Origin of the sequence: Brevundimonas sp. CEF1 (genome assembly GCF_051353055.1) — a bacterium.
Taxonomy (GTDB): domain Bacteria; phylum Pseudomonadota; class Alphaproteobacteria; order Caulobacterales; family Caulobacteraceae; genus Brevundimonas.
The window spans coordinates 2,723,179-2,736,916 of record NZ_CP195593.1 but is presented as its reverse complement, the minus strand read 5'-3'; the positions used below and the strand labels follow the sequence as shown (position 1 = coordinate 2,736,916).

14 protein-coding genes are annotated in these 13,738 nt (G+C 68.5%); 5 read left to right on the top strand and 9 right to left on the bottom strand.

The genetic code is table 11. The annotated features are described in order from the left end of the window. Nucleotides 1-118: 118 nt before the first annotated feature. The 3 genes from ACR9FL_RS13850 (at nt 119) to ACR9FL_RS13840 (ending at nt 2,539) form a co-directional block, all read left to right on the top strand. The gene (locus ACR9FL_RS13850) at nt 119-598 is read left to right on the top strand and encodes a Dps family protein (protein WP_296178359.1); all 480 of its coding nucleotides are present in this window, start codon (nt 119-121) and stop codon (nt 596-598) included. A gap of 110 nt (nt 599-708) precedes the next feature. Further along, the gene (locus ACR9FL_RS13845) at nt 709-1,896 is read left to right on the top strand and encodes a cell wall hydrolase (RefSeq protein ID WP_436355993.1); all 1,188 of its coding nucleotides are present in this window, start codon (nt 709-711) and stop codon (nt 1,894-1,896) included. Nucleotides 1,897-1,972: 76 nt separating this feature from the next. Beyond that, nucleotides 1,973-2,539, top strand: coding sequence for a DUF3885 domain-containing protein (locus ACR9FL_RS13840; RefSeq protein WP_436355992.1), 567 nt, complete (start codon nt 1,973-1,975; stop codon nt 2,537-2,539). 120 nt (nt 2,540-2,659) lie between these two features. Here ACR9FL_RS13840 and trxB read toward each other — a convergent pair whose 3' ends face one another. After that, complete coding sequence (gene trxB / locus ACR9FL_RS13835; RefSeq protein WP_296178354.1) at nt 2,660-3,667, bottom strand: thioredoxin-disulfide reductase; 1,008 nt, start codon at nt 3,665-3,667, stop codon at nt 2,660-2,662. 79 nt (nt 3,668-3,746) lie between these two features. Here trxB and ACR9FL_RS13830 point away from each other — a divergent pair, with 79 nt between their 5' ends. Further along, the gene (locus ACR9FL_RS13830; protein WP_436355991.1) at nt 3,747-5,252 is read left to right on the top strand and encodes a TIGR00341 family protein; all 1,506 of its coding nucleotides are present in this window, start codon (nt 3,747-3,749) and stop codon (nt 5,250-5,252) included. A 28-nt stretch (nt 5,253-5,280) separates the two neighbouring features. Beyond that, nucleotides 5,281-5,580 carry a hypothetical protein gene (locus ACR9FL_RS13825; protein ID WP_436355990.1) on the top strand — a complete coding sequence of 100 codons (300 nt, stop codon included), beginning with the start codon at nt 5,281-5,283 and terminating at the stop codon, nt 5,578-5,580. Here ACR9FL_RS13825 and ACR9FL_RS13820 read toward each other — a convergent pair. From ACR9FL_RS13820 to carB, 8 genes are all read right to left on the bottom strand, one after another. Further along, complete coding sequence (locus ACR9FL_RS13820; RefSeq protein ID WP_436355989.1) at nt 5,577-6,530, bottom strand: mitochondrial fission ELM1 family protein; 954 nt, start codon at nt 6,528-6,530, stop codon at nt 5,577-5,579. The two genes, ACR9FL_RS13825 and ACR9FL_RS13820, sit on opposite strands and share 4 nt — an antisense overlap. Before the next feature lie 65 nt (nt 6,531-6,595). After that, the gene (gene greA / locus ACR9FL_RS13815; RefSeq protein ID WP_105564745.1) at nt 6,596-7,069 is read right to left on the bottom strand and encodes a transcription elongation factor GreA; all 474 of its coding nucleotides are present in this window, start codon (nt 7,067-7,069) and stop codon (nt 6,596-6,598) included. Between the two features lie 141 nt (nt 7,070-7,210). Further along, entirely contained in the window at nt 7,211-7,390 is a 180-nt protein-coding gene (locus ACR9FL_RS13810; RefSeq protein WP_296178077.1) for a hypothetical protein, read from the bottom strand. A 68-nt stretch (nt 7,391-7,458) separates the two neighbouring features. Further along, nucleotides 7,459-8,127, bottom strand: coding sequence for a glutathione S-transferase (locus ACR9FL_RS13805; RefSeq protein ID WP_436355988.1), 669 nt, complete (start codon nt 8,125-8,127; stop codon nt 7,459-7,461). A 67-nt stretch (nt 8,128-8,194) separates the two neighbouring features. After that, entirely contained in the window at nt 8,195-8,425 is a 231-nt protein-coding gene (locus tag ACR9FL_RS13800; protein ID WP_296178082.1) for a cysteine protease, read from the bottom strand. Between the two features lie 91 nt (nt 8,426-8,516). Further along, nucleotides 8,517-9,833 carry an amidohydrolase gene (locus tag ACR9FL_RS13795; protein WP_436355987.1) on the bottom strand — a complete coding sequence of 439 codons (1,317 nt, stop codon included), beginning with the start codon at nt 9,831-9,833 and terminating at the stop codon, nt 8,517-8,519. Nucleotides 9,834-9,900: 67 nt separating this feature from the next. Beyond that, the gene (locus ACR9FL_RS13790) at nt 9,901-10,185 is read right to left on the bottom strand and encodes a DUF1294 domain-containing protein (RefSeq protein ID WP_436355986.1); all 285 of its coding nucleotides are present in this window, start codon (nt 10,183-10,185) and stop codon (nt 9,901-9,903) included. A 250-nt stretch (nt 10,186-10,435) separates the two neighbouring features. Further along, entirely contained in the window at nt 10,436-13,735 is a 3,300-nt protein-coding gene (gene carB / locus ACR9FL_RS13785; RefSeq protein WP_436355985.1) for a carbamoyl-phosphate synthase large subunit, read from the bottom strand. Nucleotides 13,736-13,738: the final 3 nt, after the last annotated feature.

Here is a 13,738-nt window from a genome sequence, read left to right as displayed (position 1 = left end):
CTGCAGCGTTACAGGGGCGAAGTTTCCGGCCTTGACCGGGCGCGCCCCCTTGGATCGCGGTCCGGATTTCCTAACTGCAAGGCTGGATTTTCTCACAGCGACGCAAACAGGAGCCGCCATGACCGCCGCTATCGACACCGGGCTGAAACCCAAGGAACGCGCCGACGTCGCGCGGGAACTGTCCAAGGTCCTGGCCGACAGCTTCGCCGTCTATCAGAAGACGCACGGCTATCACTGGAACGTCCGCGGGCCGGAGTTCTTCAGCCTGCACAAGCTGCTCGAGCAGCAATACAATGAGATCTGGGCCGCGCTGGACGACATCGCCGAGCGCATCCGCGCCCTGGGCGAACTGGCCCCGCAGAGCGCCTCGGCCTTCGCCAATCTGACTTCGATCAAGGACGGCGATCCCGAAAAGGACGCCGGCGAGATGCTGAAGGAACTGATCAAGGACCACGGCGTGCTGATCGCCACCGCGCGCGCCGCCCTGGACGCCGCCGACGAGGTCGGCGACGAGGCCAGCGTGGACCTGATGACCCAGCGTCTGGCCGCCCACGAAAAGGCCGCCTGGATGCTGCGCTCCAGCCTGGGCGATCGTTAGATCGCGACGGCTCCTCACGGAACAGTAATCTTCGGGCCTGAAAAGCGCCGGATTGAGGGATCACTCAGATCGCCTTCCGGCGCGCGCCAGCGCCGCAAACAGGACGCTGGATGCTGAAAGGCCGACTGCCGCCGCTGAAGACCACGGGACGCCGGGCCATCGCCGCGGCGCCCATGGTCATGGCTGTCAGCCTGGCGGTCATGGGCGTGGCCATGTCGGCCAGCTCCAGCCCGCGCCCGGATATCGACCGCACCGCCGAGGCCGTGGCCCGCGCCACCGGCGGGGACCTGACCCCGCGCGGCCTGGACCTGGTCATGGCGCGGCTGGATGCGGGGCAACTGGCCGTGGCCCGCCGCTTCGATCCGGCCCTGAACCTGCCCGAGCTCTATGATCTGACGCCGGGGTGGGAGAGCCTGAGCCTGGGCGGCAAGCCGTCCCTGGACGCGGGCGTTTCGGGCGTGGCCGCCCAGCAGTTGAACGCGGCCATGCCCAATGCTTTCGGCGCCCTGCAGCCGGCCAGGCCCTTCGACCTGCGTCCCGCCACCGAGGCCGACCGCAGGCGCGCCCTGCGCTGCCTGACCCAGGCCGTCTATTACGAGGCGGCGCTGGAGCCGACCGAGGGGCAGGAGGGCGTGGCCCAGGTGGTGCTGAACCGGGTGCGCGATCCCAACTATCCGGCCACGGTCTGCGGCGTCGTCTATCAGGGGGCCGAGCGGACGACCGGCTGCCAGTTCAGCTTCACCTGCGATGGCGCCCTGAGCCGCGCCCCCATCAACTGGGCCTGGACCCGCGCCGCCCGCGTGGCCGAGCGCGCCCTGGCCGGTCATGTGGCGACCCGCGTGGGCACCGCGACCCATTATCACGCCGACTATGTCCACCCCTGGTGGTCGCCGACCCTGGCCAAGATCACCCAGGTCGGGGCGCACATCTTCTATCGCTGGAAGGGCGCGCCGGGCGAAAGCGCCGCCTTCGTCCAGAAGTCGGCGGGCCGTGAGCCGGTCATCGACGAGGCCCGCTTCGCTCGCCCCCGGGTCTTGCTGGCCACAGCCGCCGACAGCGTCGAGGAAGCCCTGGCGGGCGCCGCGCCGAACCAGCTGCGCACCGTCGAGATCGACGGCCAGACCCGCGTCGTCGGCGTCGCCAGCCTGGGCGGCCGTCGCCAGGCCAGCAAGGACGAGATCGCCGCCATCAACGAGCGGCTGAAGGCCTATGAGGCCGCGCCCGCGCCGACCGTGACGGTCACGCCGCCGGGCGTCACCGCCATGGCGGTCGAGGAAGTCGGCAAGCCTGCCGCCTAGCCCGAAGGCTGTCGCTTTGAAATACCGCTAAGGGTGGAAAGCGGACATACAGGCGCTCGCCTGCTACGCTCACAAGATGTCATTCGAAAATGCTTGGACGAAGTATCACGCTGGTGAACGACCGGTCGGCTGGATGCTGCGAGAAGACGGGGCGGAAAACTGGTTGCGCTTTCATTCGCTGCCCGCCTCGAAACGCTATGCTGACACCGACGACGAGCGTTCAATTCTATTGGCTCGTCACAATGCTCTAGCTGAGGAGGTGCTTGGCGCGGACCCGTGCTGGCTTGTTCAGACCCATTGGACGACGCACGCCAATGAGATCGACGCAGCAGATCAATACGATCCTTTCCGGGCCACCCGCGAGTTGGGGTTAGGTTTCGTCTCAACGTTTCTCGTAGACGACGAAGATCGCCCGTGGCGGGTGTACGCCGTCCAAACCAATTGGTCGTCTGGTCGGTTCGACGATTTGCTTCTTGCAGTGGCGGATGAGAAGGCCGGGCCGACGCTTTGGATGGCCGCGAATGGTGCGATCTTCGCTCCTTATGACGGCGGCGTTGATCTCTTTCTGCCCGACGTTGAGCAAGTCCTGCGAATGTCTGAACGACACAAGGATTGGCTCTCGCAGCATCCTCTAGGCCTATAACGGAATGTCTGCTCAGGGTCGAAAGCAGACATTCACCAGCCGTCATCTATCGGACGTCGACCTAGGCGCGCCGGGCGCCGTCGCCCACCCTCCCGGACGGGGAGGATGGGCTTGCGAGGCCTACCAGGCGCCGATCTTTTCGGCTTCCTTGTGGCTGATGGGGGTGTGGGCGGCCTTGTGGTCTTCCTCGGCCAGGAAGCGGGCGGCTTCCAGGGCGGCCATGCAGCCCATGCCGGCGGCGGTGACGGCCTGGCGATAGACGTCGTCGGTCACGTCGCCGGCGGCGTAGACGCCTTCGATGGCGGTCGCGGCCGTGCCCGGCTTGACCCGCAGATAGCCGCCGGAGTTGATCTCCAACTGACCGGCGAACAGTTCCGATGAGGGGGCGTGGCCGATGGCGATGAAGACGCCGTCGGCGGGGATTTCCGACAGGTCGCCGGTCTTGACGTTCTTCAGGCGGACGCCGGTGACGTTGCGGGCCACGCCGTCGACGACGCCCAGGATTTCATCGACCGTCACGTCCCAGACCACCTCGATCTTGGGATGGGCGAAGAGGCGGTCCTGCAGGATCTTTTCGGCGCGGAACTCATTCTTGCGGTGGATGACCGTGACCTTCTCGGCGAAGTTGGTCAGGAACAGGGCCTCCTCGACGGCGGTGTTGCCGCCGCCGACGACCACGACCTGCTTGCCGCGATAGAAGAAGCCGTCGCAGGTGGCGCAGGCCGAGACGCCGAAGCCCTGATAGTCGGCCTCGCTCTCCAGACCCAGCCACTTGGCCTGGGCGCCGGTCGAGATGACCACGGTTTCGGCCAGCAGCTCGGCGCCCGAATCCAGCGTCAGGCGGAAGGGGCGCTGTGAGAGGTCGGCCTTGGTGACGATGTCGTGGATGACCTCGGTCCCAACGTGCAGGGCCTGGGCCTGCATCTGCTCCATCAGCCAGGGACCCTGGATGGTCTCGGCGAAGCCGGGATAGTTCTCGACATCGGTGGTGATGGTCAGCTGGCCGCCGGGTTGCAGACCGGCGATGACCACCGGGTTCAGCGAGGCGCGGGCGGCGTAGATGGCGGCGGTCCAGCCGGCGGGACCGGAACCGATGACGGCGAGGCGGACAGTACGAGCTTGGGTCATGGGTCCTATTTAGGCGCTGATTCCCGATTTCGCGACGCCCCACGTTCCGTGACGCTTCATGGAGCGATATGAAGGCGTCATGACCGCTGAAAATCCCGCCGCCCACGAGACCCGCAACCTGCTGCGACGCCTGCTGGTCAGCGCCCGACGCGGGGTCGAACACCCCGAGGTGGCGCAGGCCGTCTATGAGAACGGCGGGCTGAACGGCCGCTATCTGATGATGACGGTCATTTCGGCCTCCATCGCGGCCCTGGGCCTGATGTTGTCGTCGCCGGCCGTGGTCATCGGGGCCATGCTGGTCTCGCCGATGATGGGGCCGATCGTGGCCCTGGGCTTCTCCCTGGCCCTGCTGGACTGGAGCGAGCTGAAGCAGTCGCTGACGGCGCTCGGCGTCGGGGTGGGTCTGGCTCTGTTCGTGGCGGTCCTGCTGACCCTGCTGTCGCCGCTGAAGGAGCCGACGGCCGAGATCCTGGCCCGCACCCGGCCCAACTTCTTCGACCTGCTGATCGCGGTCTTTTCCGGGGTGGCCGGCGCCTATGCGGTGATCCGCCAGCGTGGCGAGACCATCATCGGCGTGGCCATCGCCACCGCCCTGATGCCGCCGGTCGCCACGGTGGGCTTCGGTCTGGGGACCGGGGACCTGTCGATCGCGGCGGGCGCCTTCTTCCTGTTCATGACCAACCTGGTGGCCATCGCCCTGGCGGCGACAGTGACGGCGGGCTTCTATGGCTTCCGGCCGCGCCTGCTGGAACGGCCCAAGCCCTGGCGCGGGGTGGCGGTCATGGTGGTCTTCGTCCTGTTGGCCGTTCCCCTGGCCCTGTCGCTGCGCAGCATCGCCCTGGAGAGCCGGGCCACGGCCGAGACCCGGCTGGCGGTCGAGGACATCTTCGCCGGCGGTGAATCCCGCATCACGCTTCTGGACGCGCGCAGCGAGGGGAAGGGCGTGACCGTCTCGACCCTGGTCAGCACGCGCAAGCTGGTGGCGGACGCCCAGAACCGGCTGCAGGAGCGGCTGACGGCGGCCCTGCATGTCCCGGTCACCGCCACCCTGGACCAGATCGTCGTGGCCGACCCGCAGGCGGCGGCCCGCGCCGTCCAGACCAGTCAGACCGCCGCGCCCGATCCGGCGGCGGCCCTGCGCAACCGTCTGGCCGACGCCGTGCCCTTCGCCACCGATGCGGTCATGACCGACGCCGAGGGGCGGCGCGCCATCGTCCTGCTGCGGCCCGACGCTGGGTTGGACCTGGACAGCGCCTATGCTCTGGAAGCGGCCCTGCGCGGACGCTTTGACGGGGTGGACGTCTGGGTCACGCCGCCGGTGCAGGAGCCGAAGTCGGTGGACCTGGGCGACGCCGAGGCGCGCGCCCGCACGGTCTGGGCCCTGGCCCGCTGGCGCGCCAGCCCGGCCCTGAGCCTGTGTCGCCCGGCGTCCGGCGCCCCGGCGACGGACGACCGCGAAGCCCAGCCGGACGCGGGTCAGGCCTTCCGCGCCCAACTGGCGGCGGCGGGGGTGTCGGTCCGCGACGAGGCCGGTCCCGCCTGCCAGCGCGGCGATCAGAATCTGGCCCGTCTGGCGCTCAGCTAGGTCGGGTCTTTATCGAGGGGGAGACGGGATGAAGTCGGGGAACAAGGCGGCGGCCTTCCTGCCCATCGGCATCGGGGCGGGCGTCGCGATTGGCGTGGGCGTCGGCGTGGCGACCGACAACCTGGCCCTGGGGTTGTCGCTGGGCGTGGCCATCGGCTGCGGCCTGGGCGTGGCCCTGATGGGGGCGATGCTGGCCCAGTCGAAGAAGAAGGCCGAAGGCGCAGGGTCCGATCCGACCTACATCCCGGACAGCGGGTCATCCAGTTCGTCGTCGGCCAGCGACGCCGGCTGTTCGTCGGATGGCGGCGGCGGGGGCGGCTGCGACTAGAGCGTCCGCATCGCCTCCAGCACGGCGCGGGCGGCGCGCTCGGTCTCGTTGAGCGGGGCATAGGTCCAGCCCTCCAGCATCCCGTCGAAGGGGCGGGCGGCGCCGTGGGCCCGAAGGTCGGCGTGCAGGCGGGCGAACTTGCCGGCGGGCTTGAGCGCGATCATGGGCAGGACGTGAACCGGCTTGCCGGTCGCGGCGGCCTCGGTGGCCATATTGGCGCTGTCCTCGGTGACCAGGACGTGGTCGGCGGCGTCCAGCATGGCGAACAGGGGGTTGTCGCCGGTCCCGTCCCAGATCCAGCCGGGCAGGGCCGACAGGCGCTCGGTCATGACGGCCTGGGCGGCGCCCGGCGTGCGGCGCGAGAAGGTCAGCAGCAGCGAGCCGCCAGACGCCTGAACCGCCGCCTTGATCCGGTCGGCCAGGAGCGCCGCATGGGCGGGCGTCAGGTCGAAGGCCTTGGATCGGCCGCCGATCATCACGGCGACGCGCGGATGGGGCAGGGGGGCGGTGCGGGCGGCGAAGGCCGGCGCGGCCTCGGCCAGCCTTTGCGGCGTGATGCGGTGGGGGCTGCCGATGATCTCGAAGACATTGTCGCCGGACAGGCTGTCGTGGGCGGGGGCGACGATCAGGTCATAGGCGTCGTTGTTCCAGCGCGGGTCCTGGGTCTGGACCGTGAAGGTCCGGCCGCCGCTCCAGTCGCGGACGCGGGCCGACAGGGGCAGGCTGGCGCGGCCGGTGGCGATCCACAGGTCGGGCCAGTCGGTCACGTCGCGCGGGTTGAAGGAGCCGGGCGCCAGCATGGCGGGCGTCTTCAGCCCGGACGGCCAGCGGTCGAACAGGGGCCGCCAGCGGACGTGTTTGACGGCGATGTCGGCGGGGGTCAGACGGGCGACCGCCTCGGCCAGGCCCAGGGCCTGGTTCTGGATGCCGGCGCGACCGTCCGAGACCACCCAGACAGACAGAGGGCGCGCGGCAGAACCGCGCGCCCCTGTGGCCTTCTCAGACGGAGGAAGGCTTACTTCCACTCGACCTTGAGGATTTCATAGGCCTTCACGCCGCCGGGCGTGTTGACCTCGACCACGTCGCCGATTTCCTTGGAAATCAGGGCGCGGGCGATGGGCGAGGCGATGGAGATCTTGCCCAGCTTCACGTCGGCTTCGTGTTCGCCGACGATCTGATAGACGCCCTCTTCCTCGGTGTCCTCGTCCACATAGGTGACGGTGGCGCCGAACTTGACCTGGTTGCCCGACAGCTTGGACACGTCGATGACCTGAGCACGGGACAGCTTGTCCTCGATGTCGGCGATCGAGCCTTCGATCCAGCCCTGGCGTTCCTTGGCGGCGTGATACTCCGCGTTTTCAGACAGGTCGCCGTGTTCGCGGGCCTCGGAGATGGCCGCGATGACGCTCGGCCGTTCGACCTGCTTCAATTGCTTCAACTGTTCGTCGAGGACACGGTAGCCCTCGGCCGTCATCGGCACTTTTTCCATTGTGTCGTGAGTTTCTTGCTTCGCCCGGAGACTAATGAGAGACGTAAATCAGCACAGACACGATCACGGGGCGCGCGTGATCGGGGCCAAGAGTCTAGGGCGCCCTTCAGCCAAACTCAAGAGCATGATCGGCGTGACGGATCAGGGCTTGGTCTGGCTCACGGCCCGGCGGATCGCGGTCCAGGCGATGAAGCCGAGCGCCGCCACGGCCAGCAGCATGAAGACGGTGGAGATCAGTCCGACCCCCGCGGCGATGAAGGCGATGACAACGCAGACGGCGGCGGCCAGGGCCGCGATGACTTGAATGATGGACAGGCGCATGGGGTCGTTAACGTTGTCGCCCTGCCGGGGTTGCGACCTCCCGAAGCCGTGATCGACGAACGCGGACCTCAGGCGTAGGCGTATTCCCCGCCCCGCTCCAGAGCGCGTTTCCAGGCGGGGCGGGCGTGGATGGCGCTCAGGAAGCGCGCGATGTGGGGATAGGCGGCCAGGTCGATGGCGCGGCTGGCCGCGGCCTCCAGCGGGAAGCTCATCATGATGTCGGCGGCGCTGAACGACGGCCCGGCGAACCAGCCGGTGGCGGCCAGTTCGGCTTCCTGCCAGTCGGCGTGCGCCTTCAGTTGCGGGTCGATGAAGCTGGCCTGCGCCTTGGCCGCTATGCCGTTGACGACGGGGCGGACCAGGCCCGGCGCCCGCTTGGGCAGTTGGCCGAAGATCAGCTTGAGCAGCAGGGGCGGCATGGCCGAGCCCTCGGCATAGTGCAGCCAGTAGGTGAAGCGCCGCCCGTCGGCCGTGCCGCGCGCCGGGCGCAGCCGCCCCTCCGGGTCGTGGGCGTCCAGCAGGTATTCGACGATGGCGCCCGTCTCGGCCACGCGGACGTCGCCGTCGTCCAGCACCGGCGACTTGCCCAGGGGATGGACCGCCTTCAGCTCGGGTGGGGCCAGCATGGTGGCCGGGTCCCGCTCATAGCGTTTGACCTCATAGGGAAGCCCCAGTTCCTCCAGCAGCCAGAGCACGCGCTGCGAGCGGGAGTTGTTCAGGTGATGGACGAGGATCATGGGCGCGCTCCGTCTGATGAAGGCTCAGCTTGAGCGCTTGACGCTGCGTCCGTCCAGAGGGGACGGATCAACGACGGGAGCGGCCGCTCCAACGGTTGCGGGCATGAGGCCGGGCGTTCGGCTTGGCGCCGGATGGCGAGCGAGGCGCGGCGCCGGGGCGGCTGGCCTGATGCTTCTGCCACAGTTCAAAGGCCAGGGCGGCCAGGGCCAGCTTGCCCGCATGGCGACCGGCGAAGCCGCGCCCGCGCCGCGACAGCAACAGACCCCCCAAGAGGGTGGCGAGGCGAGGCAGACGCATGGGGAAACTCCGTGAAGACTGGGCGACCGAGACTGAACGGATCAGCCGCCCGGCGGTTCAGAGGTTCAGGCCTACTCAGGTTCGGGTCTACTCAGGTTCGGGGCATCAGGGTTTCGGCGGCCAGGACCGAGCCTTCGACGCCCAATGTCACGGCCGGTTCCGGCGTAATGCGGAACAGGGGCGAGTGGTGGCCGGGGGCGCTGTCCACCTGATCGGCGGGGGTGCCGCCGACGCTGAAATAGACCCCCTTCACCCCGCTCTCGGGGGTGACGAAATAGGCGAAGTCTTCTGCGCCCATGCCTCCGCGCGGCTTGTCGATCAGCACGTCTTCGCCCAGGCCGGCGACGAAGGCGGCGCGGACGCGGGCGGCGGTGGCGGCGTCGTTGATGGTGGGCGGGGTGTTCTCCAGCGCCGAACGGGTCACGGTCGGCAGCTTGTCCTCGGGCACGCCCAGGGCCAGGGCCGTGTTGCGGGTGATGCGGTCGATGCCGTCCAGAAGCTGGGCGCGGACCTCGGGGCTGTCGGCGCGCACCGTCAGTTGCATGTCCACGCGGTCGGAAATGATGTTGTGCTTGATGCCGCCGTGGATGGCGCCGACGGTGACCACGGCTCCGTCCAGGGGGTTGGTCTCGCGGCTGCGCAGGGACTGCAGAGACACCACGATCTGCGACGCCACCAGCACCGGATCGACGCCCAGGTGCGGCGAGGCGCCGTGCGTGCCGACGCCGTGGACGGTGATGTCCACGCTGTCAGAACTGGACGAGGTGATGCCCAGCGGCGCCTCGATCTTGCCCGTCGGGGTGTCGGCTGAGACGTGGAAGGCCAGGGCGTAGTCCGGCTTGGGGAAGCGGGTGTAGAGGCCGTCGTTGATCATGGCCCGGGCGCCGAAGATGCGCTCCTCGGCCGGTTGGGCGATCAGGACCAGGGTGCCGGACCAGTTCCCTTTACGCGCCGCCATCTGACGCGCCGTGCCGACCAGGGCGGTGATGTGCACGTCGTGGCCGCAGGCGTGCATGACGGGCTTCTCGGCGCCGTCCGAGTCGACCTGACGCGCGGTCGAGGCGTTGGCGAGGCCGGAGTTCTCGGCCAGAGGCAGGCCGTCCATGTCGGCGCGGATCATGACGGTGGGGCCTGCGCCGTTCTTGAGCACCGCGACCACGCCGGTCCCGCCGACGCCGGTGGTGACCTCATAGCCCAGGGCGCGCAGCTCCCGCGCCATCCGCGCCGAGGTCTGGACCTCCATGCCCGACAGCTCAGGGTTGCGGTGGAAGTGGTCGAACAGGGCGCCGAGGTTGGCGTCATAGTCCGCCTTGACCGCTGCCTTCAGTCCGGCGTCCTGCGCCAATACGGGCGCGGCGCTCGCCGCCAGAACCGCCGCTAGAACGGCCGTGATCGATAGTCTTTTCATGATGTCCCCCTGATCCCTGCGGCGAGCTTATGCCTTTCGCGAGGGGCGGCAAGGGTCAGGCTGCGACCTAGCCGCGCCAGATGAGGACGCCGCCCGCCAGCAGGGCGAGGGCGTGGAGCGTCAGGATCAGGCCCAGCCAGGCGGCGAAGGGCTGCTTGCGCGTCTTGTGGCGCAGAAGCTGCTGGCCGAGCCAGGCGCCGAGGCCGCCGAACAGGGCGGCGGTCAGCAGGGTGCGTTCGGGGATGCGGCGTCCGCCGGCCCTGGCGCGCGCCTTGTCGACAGCGAACAGGCTGAAGGCGAGGAGGTTGGCGATGGAGAAGAGGGTGAGGGACGGGAGGATGGCGTCGGTCATGGGGTTCTGTTTGCCCAGCTTGAGTTTCTGCTCCCTTCCCCCTCGAGGGGGAAGGGCGGGGGATGGGGGGGAGGGCGCGGCGCTTCTGGATTGGGCGCGTGAGACATGGGCGGCGTCTCTGAGCCCTCATTGGAAACGGTCTGCCTGCACCCCCACCCAACCCTCCCCCCTTGAGGGGGAGGGCTTTGGTCAAGAAAAAGCCCCCGGCGTTGGAGCACCGGGGGCTGGATCAGGCTGAAACCGCGAGGGCTCAGTTGTAGCTTTGCACCGGGCGGACATCCAGTTCGCCCGCGCGGATGGCGGCGATGCCCTGGGCCGCGGCCAGGGAGCCGGCGGCGGTGGTGTAGTAGGGGATCTTCATCATCAGGGCCGTGCGGCGGATGGAGAAGCTGTCGGCCAGGGCCTGCTTGCCGTCCGTGGTGTTGAAGACCAGCTGGACCTCGCCGTTCTTCATGGCGTCGACGATGTTGGGGCGGCCTTCCAGCACCTTCTTGACCAGGCCGACCTCAAGGCCCTGGGCCTTCAGGTAGTCGTGGGTGCCCGAGGTGGCGATCACCGAGAAGCCCTGGTCCAGCAGCGAGCGGACGGCCTCGACGATGAAGGGCTTGTCGGCCTCCTTGACCGAGACGAAGGCGCAGCCCTCGGTCGGCAGGGTGGTGCCGCCGCCGATCTGAGACTTGGCGAAGGCGCGGGCGAAGGCGGGGGCCAGATCGGCCTCGCCGTCGCGCTTCCAGTCCAGGCCCATGACCTCGCCGGTCGAGCGCATTTCCGGGCCGAGGATGGTGTCCACGCCGGCGAAGCGGGCGAAGGGGAAGACGGCTTCCTTGACCGCGATATGCTCCAGTTCCTTGTCCACCAGACCGAAGCTGGAGAGCTTCTCGCCGGCCATGACCTTGGCGGCGATGGCGGCGACCGGCTGGCCGATGGTCTTGGCCACGAAGGGCGCCGTGCGGCTGGCGCGCGGGTTCACCTCCAGGACGAAGATGCGCGGGTTGTCGCTGTGCGGCTCCTCGATGGCGAACTGCACGTTCATCAGGCCGCGCACCTTCAGGGCCTTGGCCATGGCGGTGGTCTGACGCTTCAGCTCAGTGACGATCTCGGGACGCAGCGAGAAGGGCGGCATGGAACAGGCGCTGTCGCCCGAGTGGACGCCAGCTTCTTCGATGTGTTCCAGCACGCCGGCGACGAAGACGTCTTCGTCGTCGCACAGGGCGTCGACGTCGACCTCGGTGGCGCGGTTCAGATAGTGGTCGATCAGGACCGGATCGTCGCCCGAGACACGCATGGCCTCATGGACGTAGCGGTCTAGCTGCTCGCGATCGTGGACGATCATCATGCCGCGGCCGCCCAGGACGTAGGAGGGGCGCAGGACGACGGGATAGCCGACTTCCTCGGCCTTCTGGGCGGCCTCTTCGGCGCTGCGGGCCAGACCGTTGGGCGGCTGTTGCAGGCCGATGGCCTGCAGCATCTGCTGGAAGCGCTCGCGGTCCTCGGCCAGGTCGATGCTGTCGACGCTGGTGCCCAGGATCGGCACGCCGTCCTCTTGCAGGGCGTGGGCCAGCTTCAGCGGGGTCTGGCCGCCGAACTGGACGACGACGCCGATCAGGTCGCCCTTGGAACGCTCGACGTCGATCAGTTCCAGCACGTCCTCGCCCGTCAGCGGCTCGAAGTAGAGGCGGTCCGAGGTGTCGTAGTCGGTCGAGACGGTCTCGGGGTTGCAGTTGACCATGATCGACTCGACGCCGATGTCCGCAAAGGCGAAGGCCGCGTGGCAGCAGCAGTAGTCGAACTCGATGCCCTGGCCGATGCGGTTGGGACCGCCGCCGAGGATGATGGCCTTCTTCTTGTCCGACGGCTCGGCCTCGCACTCGGGGACCTGGCCCAGGGCGCCGGTCTCATAGGTCGAATACATATAGGCCGTGGCCGAGGCGAACTCGGCGGCGCAGGTGTCGATGCGCTTGAAGCTGGGGCGGACCTTCAGGTGACGACGGGCGGCGCGCACCTCGGCCTCGGTCTTGCCGGTCAGGGCCGCCAGACGGGCGTCGGAGAAGCCCTTGGCCTTCAGCTTGCGGAACTCGGTCTCGGTCGCGGGCAGGCCCTGGACGCGGACGTGGCCCTCGGTGCGGATCAGGTCGGCGATCTGACGCAGGAACCAGGGCTCGTAGAAGCAGGCGCCGTTGACTTCTTCCACGGTCAGGCCGTGGCGGAAGGCCTGGGCGATGACGCGGATGCGGTCCGGCGTGGGCTCGCCCAGGGCGCGGATGACGGCGGCGCGGGCGCCCGCGTCGTCGTCGGCGTCGGCGACGCCTTCAATCTCGATCTCGTCAAAGCCGTTCAGGCCGGTTTCCAGACCGCGCAGGGCCTTTTGCATCGACTCCTGGAAGGTGCGGCCGATGGCCATGACCTCGCCGACCGACTTCATGGCCGTGGTCAGGTGGGGTTCCGAACCCGGATACTTTTCAAACGCGAAGCGCGGGATCTTGGTGACCACATAGTCGATGCTCGGCTCGAACGAGGCGGGCGTGACCTGGGTGATGTCGTTCTGCAGCTCGTCCAGGGTGTAGCCGACGGCCAGACGGGCGGCGACCTTGGCGATGGGGAAGCCGGTGGCCTTCGACGCCAGGGCCGAGGAGCGCGACACGCGCGGGTTCATCTCGATGACGACCATGCGGCCGTCGGCCGGGTTGATCGCCCACTGGACGTTGGAGCCGCCGGTCTCGACGCCGATCTCGCGCAGGACGTTGATCGAGCCGGTGCGCATCAGCTGATATTCTTTGTCGGTCAGCGTCAGGGCCGGGGCCACGGTGATGCTGTCGCCGGTGTGGACGCCCATCGGGTCCACGTTCTCGATCGAGCAGATGATGATGCAGTTGTCCGCCGTGTCGCGGACGACCTCCATCTCGTATTCCTTCCAGCCCAGCACCGACTCTTCGATCAGGACCTCGGTGGTCGGCGACAGGTCGAGACCGCGCTCCACGATCTCGTGGAACTCCTCGATGTTGTAGGCGATGCCGCCGCCGGTGCCGGCCAGGGTGAAGCTGGGGCGGATGATGGCGGGCAGGCCGACGAAGGCCAGGGCGTCGTCGGCTTCCTCGATATGGTGGATGGCGCGCGAGCGGGGGCTTTCCAGACCCAGCTTGTCCATGGCGTCGCGGAACTTCTGACGGTCCTCGGCCTTGTCGATGACCTCGGCCTTGGCGCCGATCATCTCGACCCCGTATTTCGCCAGAGCGCCCGAGGCGTTCAGGGCCAGGGCCGTGTTCAGCGCGGTCTGGCCGCCCATGGTCGGCAGGAGGGCGTCGGGGCGCTCCTTGGCGATGATCTTCTCGACGATGTCCGGGGTGATCGGCTCGATATAGGTGGCGTCGGCCACCTCCGGGTCGGTCATGATGGTGGCGGGGTTCGAGTTGACCAGGATGACCCGGTAGCCCTCGGCCTTCAGCGCCTTGCAGGCCTGGACGCCCGAATAGTCGAACTCACACGCCTGGCCGATGACGATCGGGCCGGCGCCGATGATCAGGATGGACTTGATGTCTGTGCGCTTGGGCATCGG

Bases quoted from the DNA above. Each gene is read 5' to 3' on its own strand.
- ACR9FL_RS13850 (WP_296178359.1), top strand. From the start codon at position 119: ATGACCGCCGCTATCGACACCGGGCTGAAACCCAAGGAACGCGCCGAC.
- ACR9FL_RS13845 (WP_436355993.1), top strand. From the start codon at position 709: ATGCTGAAAGGCCGACTGCCGCCGCTGAAGACCACGGGACGCCGGGCC.
- ACR9FL_RS13840 (WP_436355992.1), top strand. From the start codon at position 1,973: ATGTCATTCGAAAATGCTTGGACGAAGTATCACGCTGGTGAACGACCG.
- trxB (WP_296178354.1), bottom strand. From the start codon at position 3,667: ATGACCCAAGCTCGTACTGTCCGCCTCGCCGTCATCGGTTCCGGTCCC.
- ACR9FL_RS13830 (WP_436355991.1), top strand. From the start codon at position 3,747: ATGACCGCTGAAAATCCCGCCGCCCACGAGACCCGCAACCTGCTGCGA.
- ACR9FL_RS13825 (WP_436355990.1), top strand. From the start codon at position 5,281: ATGAAGTCGGGGAACAAGGCGGCGGCCTTCCTGCCCATCGGCATCGGG.
- greA (WP_105564745.1), bottom strand. From the start codon at position 7,069: ATGGAAAAAGTGCCGATGACGGCCGAGGGCTACCGTGTCCTCGACGAA.
- ACR9FL_RS13810 (WP_296178077.1), bottom strand. From the start codon at position 7,390: ATGCGCCTGTCCATCATTCAAGTCATCGCGGCCCTGGCCGCCGCCGTC.
- ACR9FL_RS13805 (WP_436355988.1), bottom strand. From the start codon at position 8,127: ATGATCCTCGTCCATCACCTGAACAACTCCCGCTCGCAGCGCGTGCTC.
- ACR9FL_RS13800 (WP_296178082.1), bottom strand. From the start codon at position 8,425: ATGCGTCTGCCTCGCCTCGCCACCCTCTTGGGGGGTCTGTTGCTGTCG.
- ACR9FL_RS13795 (WP_436355987.1), bottom strand. From the start codon at position 9,833: ATGAAAAGACTATCGATCACGGCCGTTCTAGCGGCGGTTCTGGCGGCG.
- ACR9FL_RS13790 (WP_436355986.1), bottom strand. From the start codon at position 10,185: ATGACCGACGCCATCCTCCCGTCCCTCACCCTCTTCTCCATCGCCAAC.
- carB (WP_436355985.1), bottom strand. From the start codon at position 13,735: ATGCCCAAGCGCACAGACATCAAGTCCATCCTGATCATCGGCGCCGGC.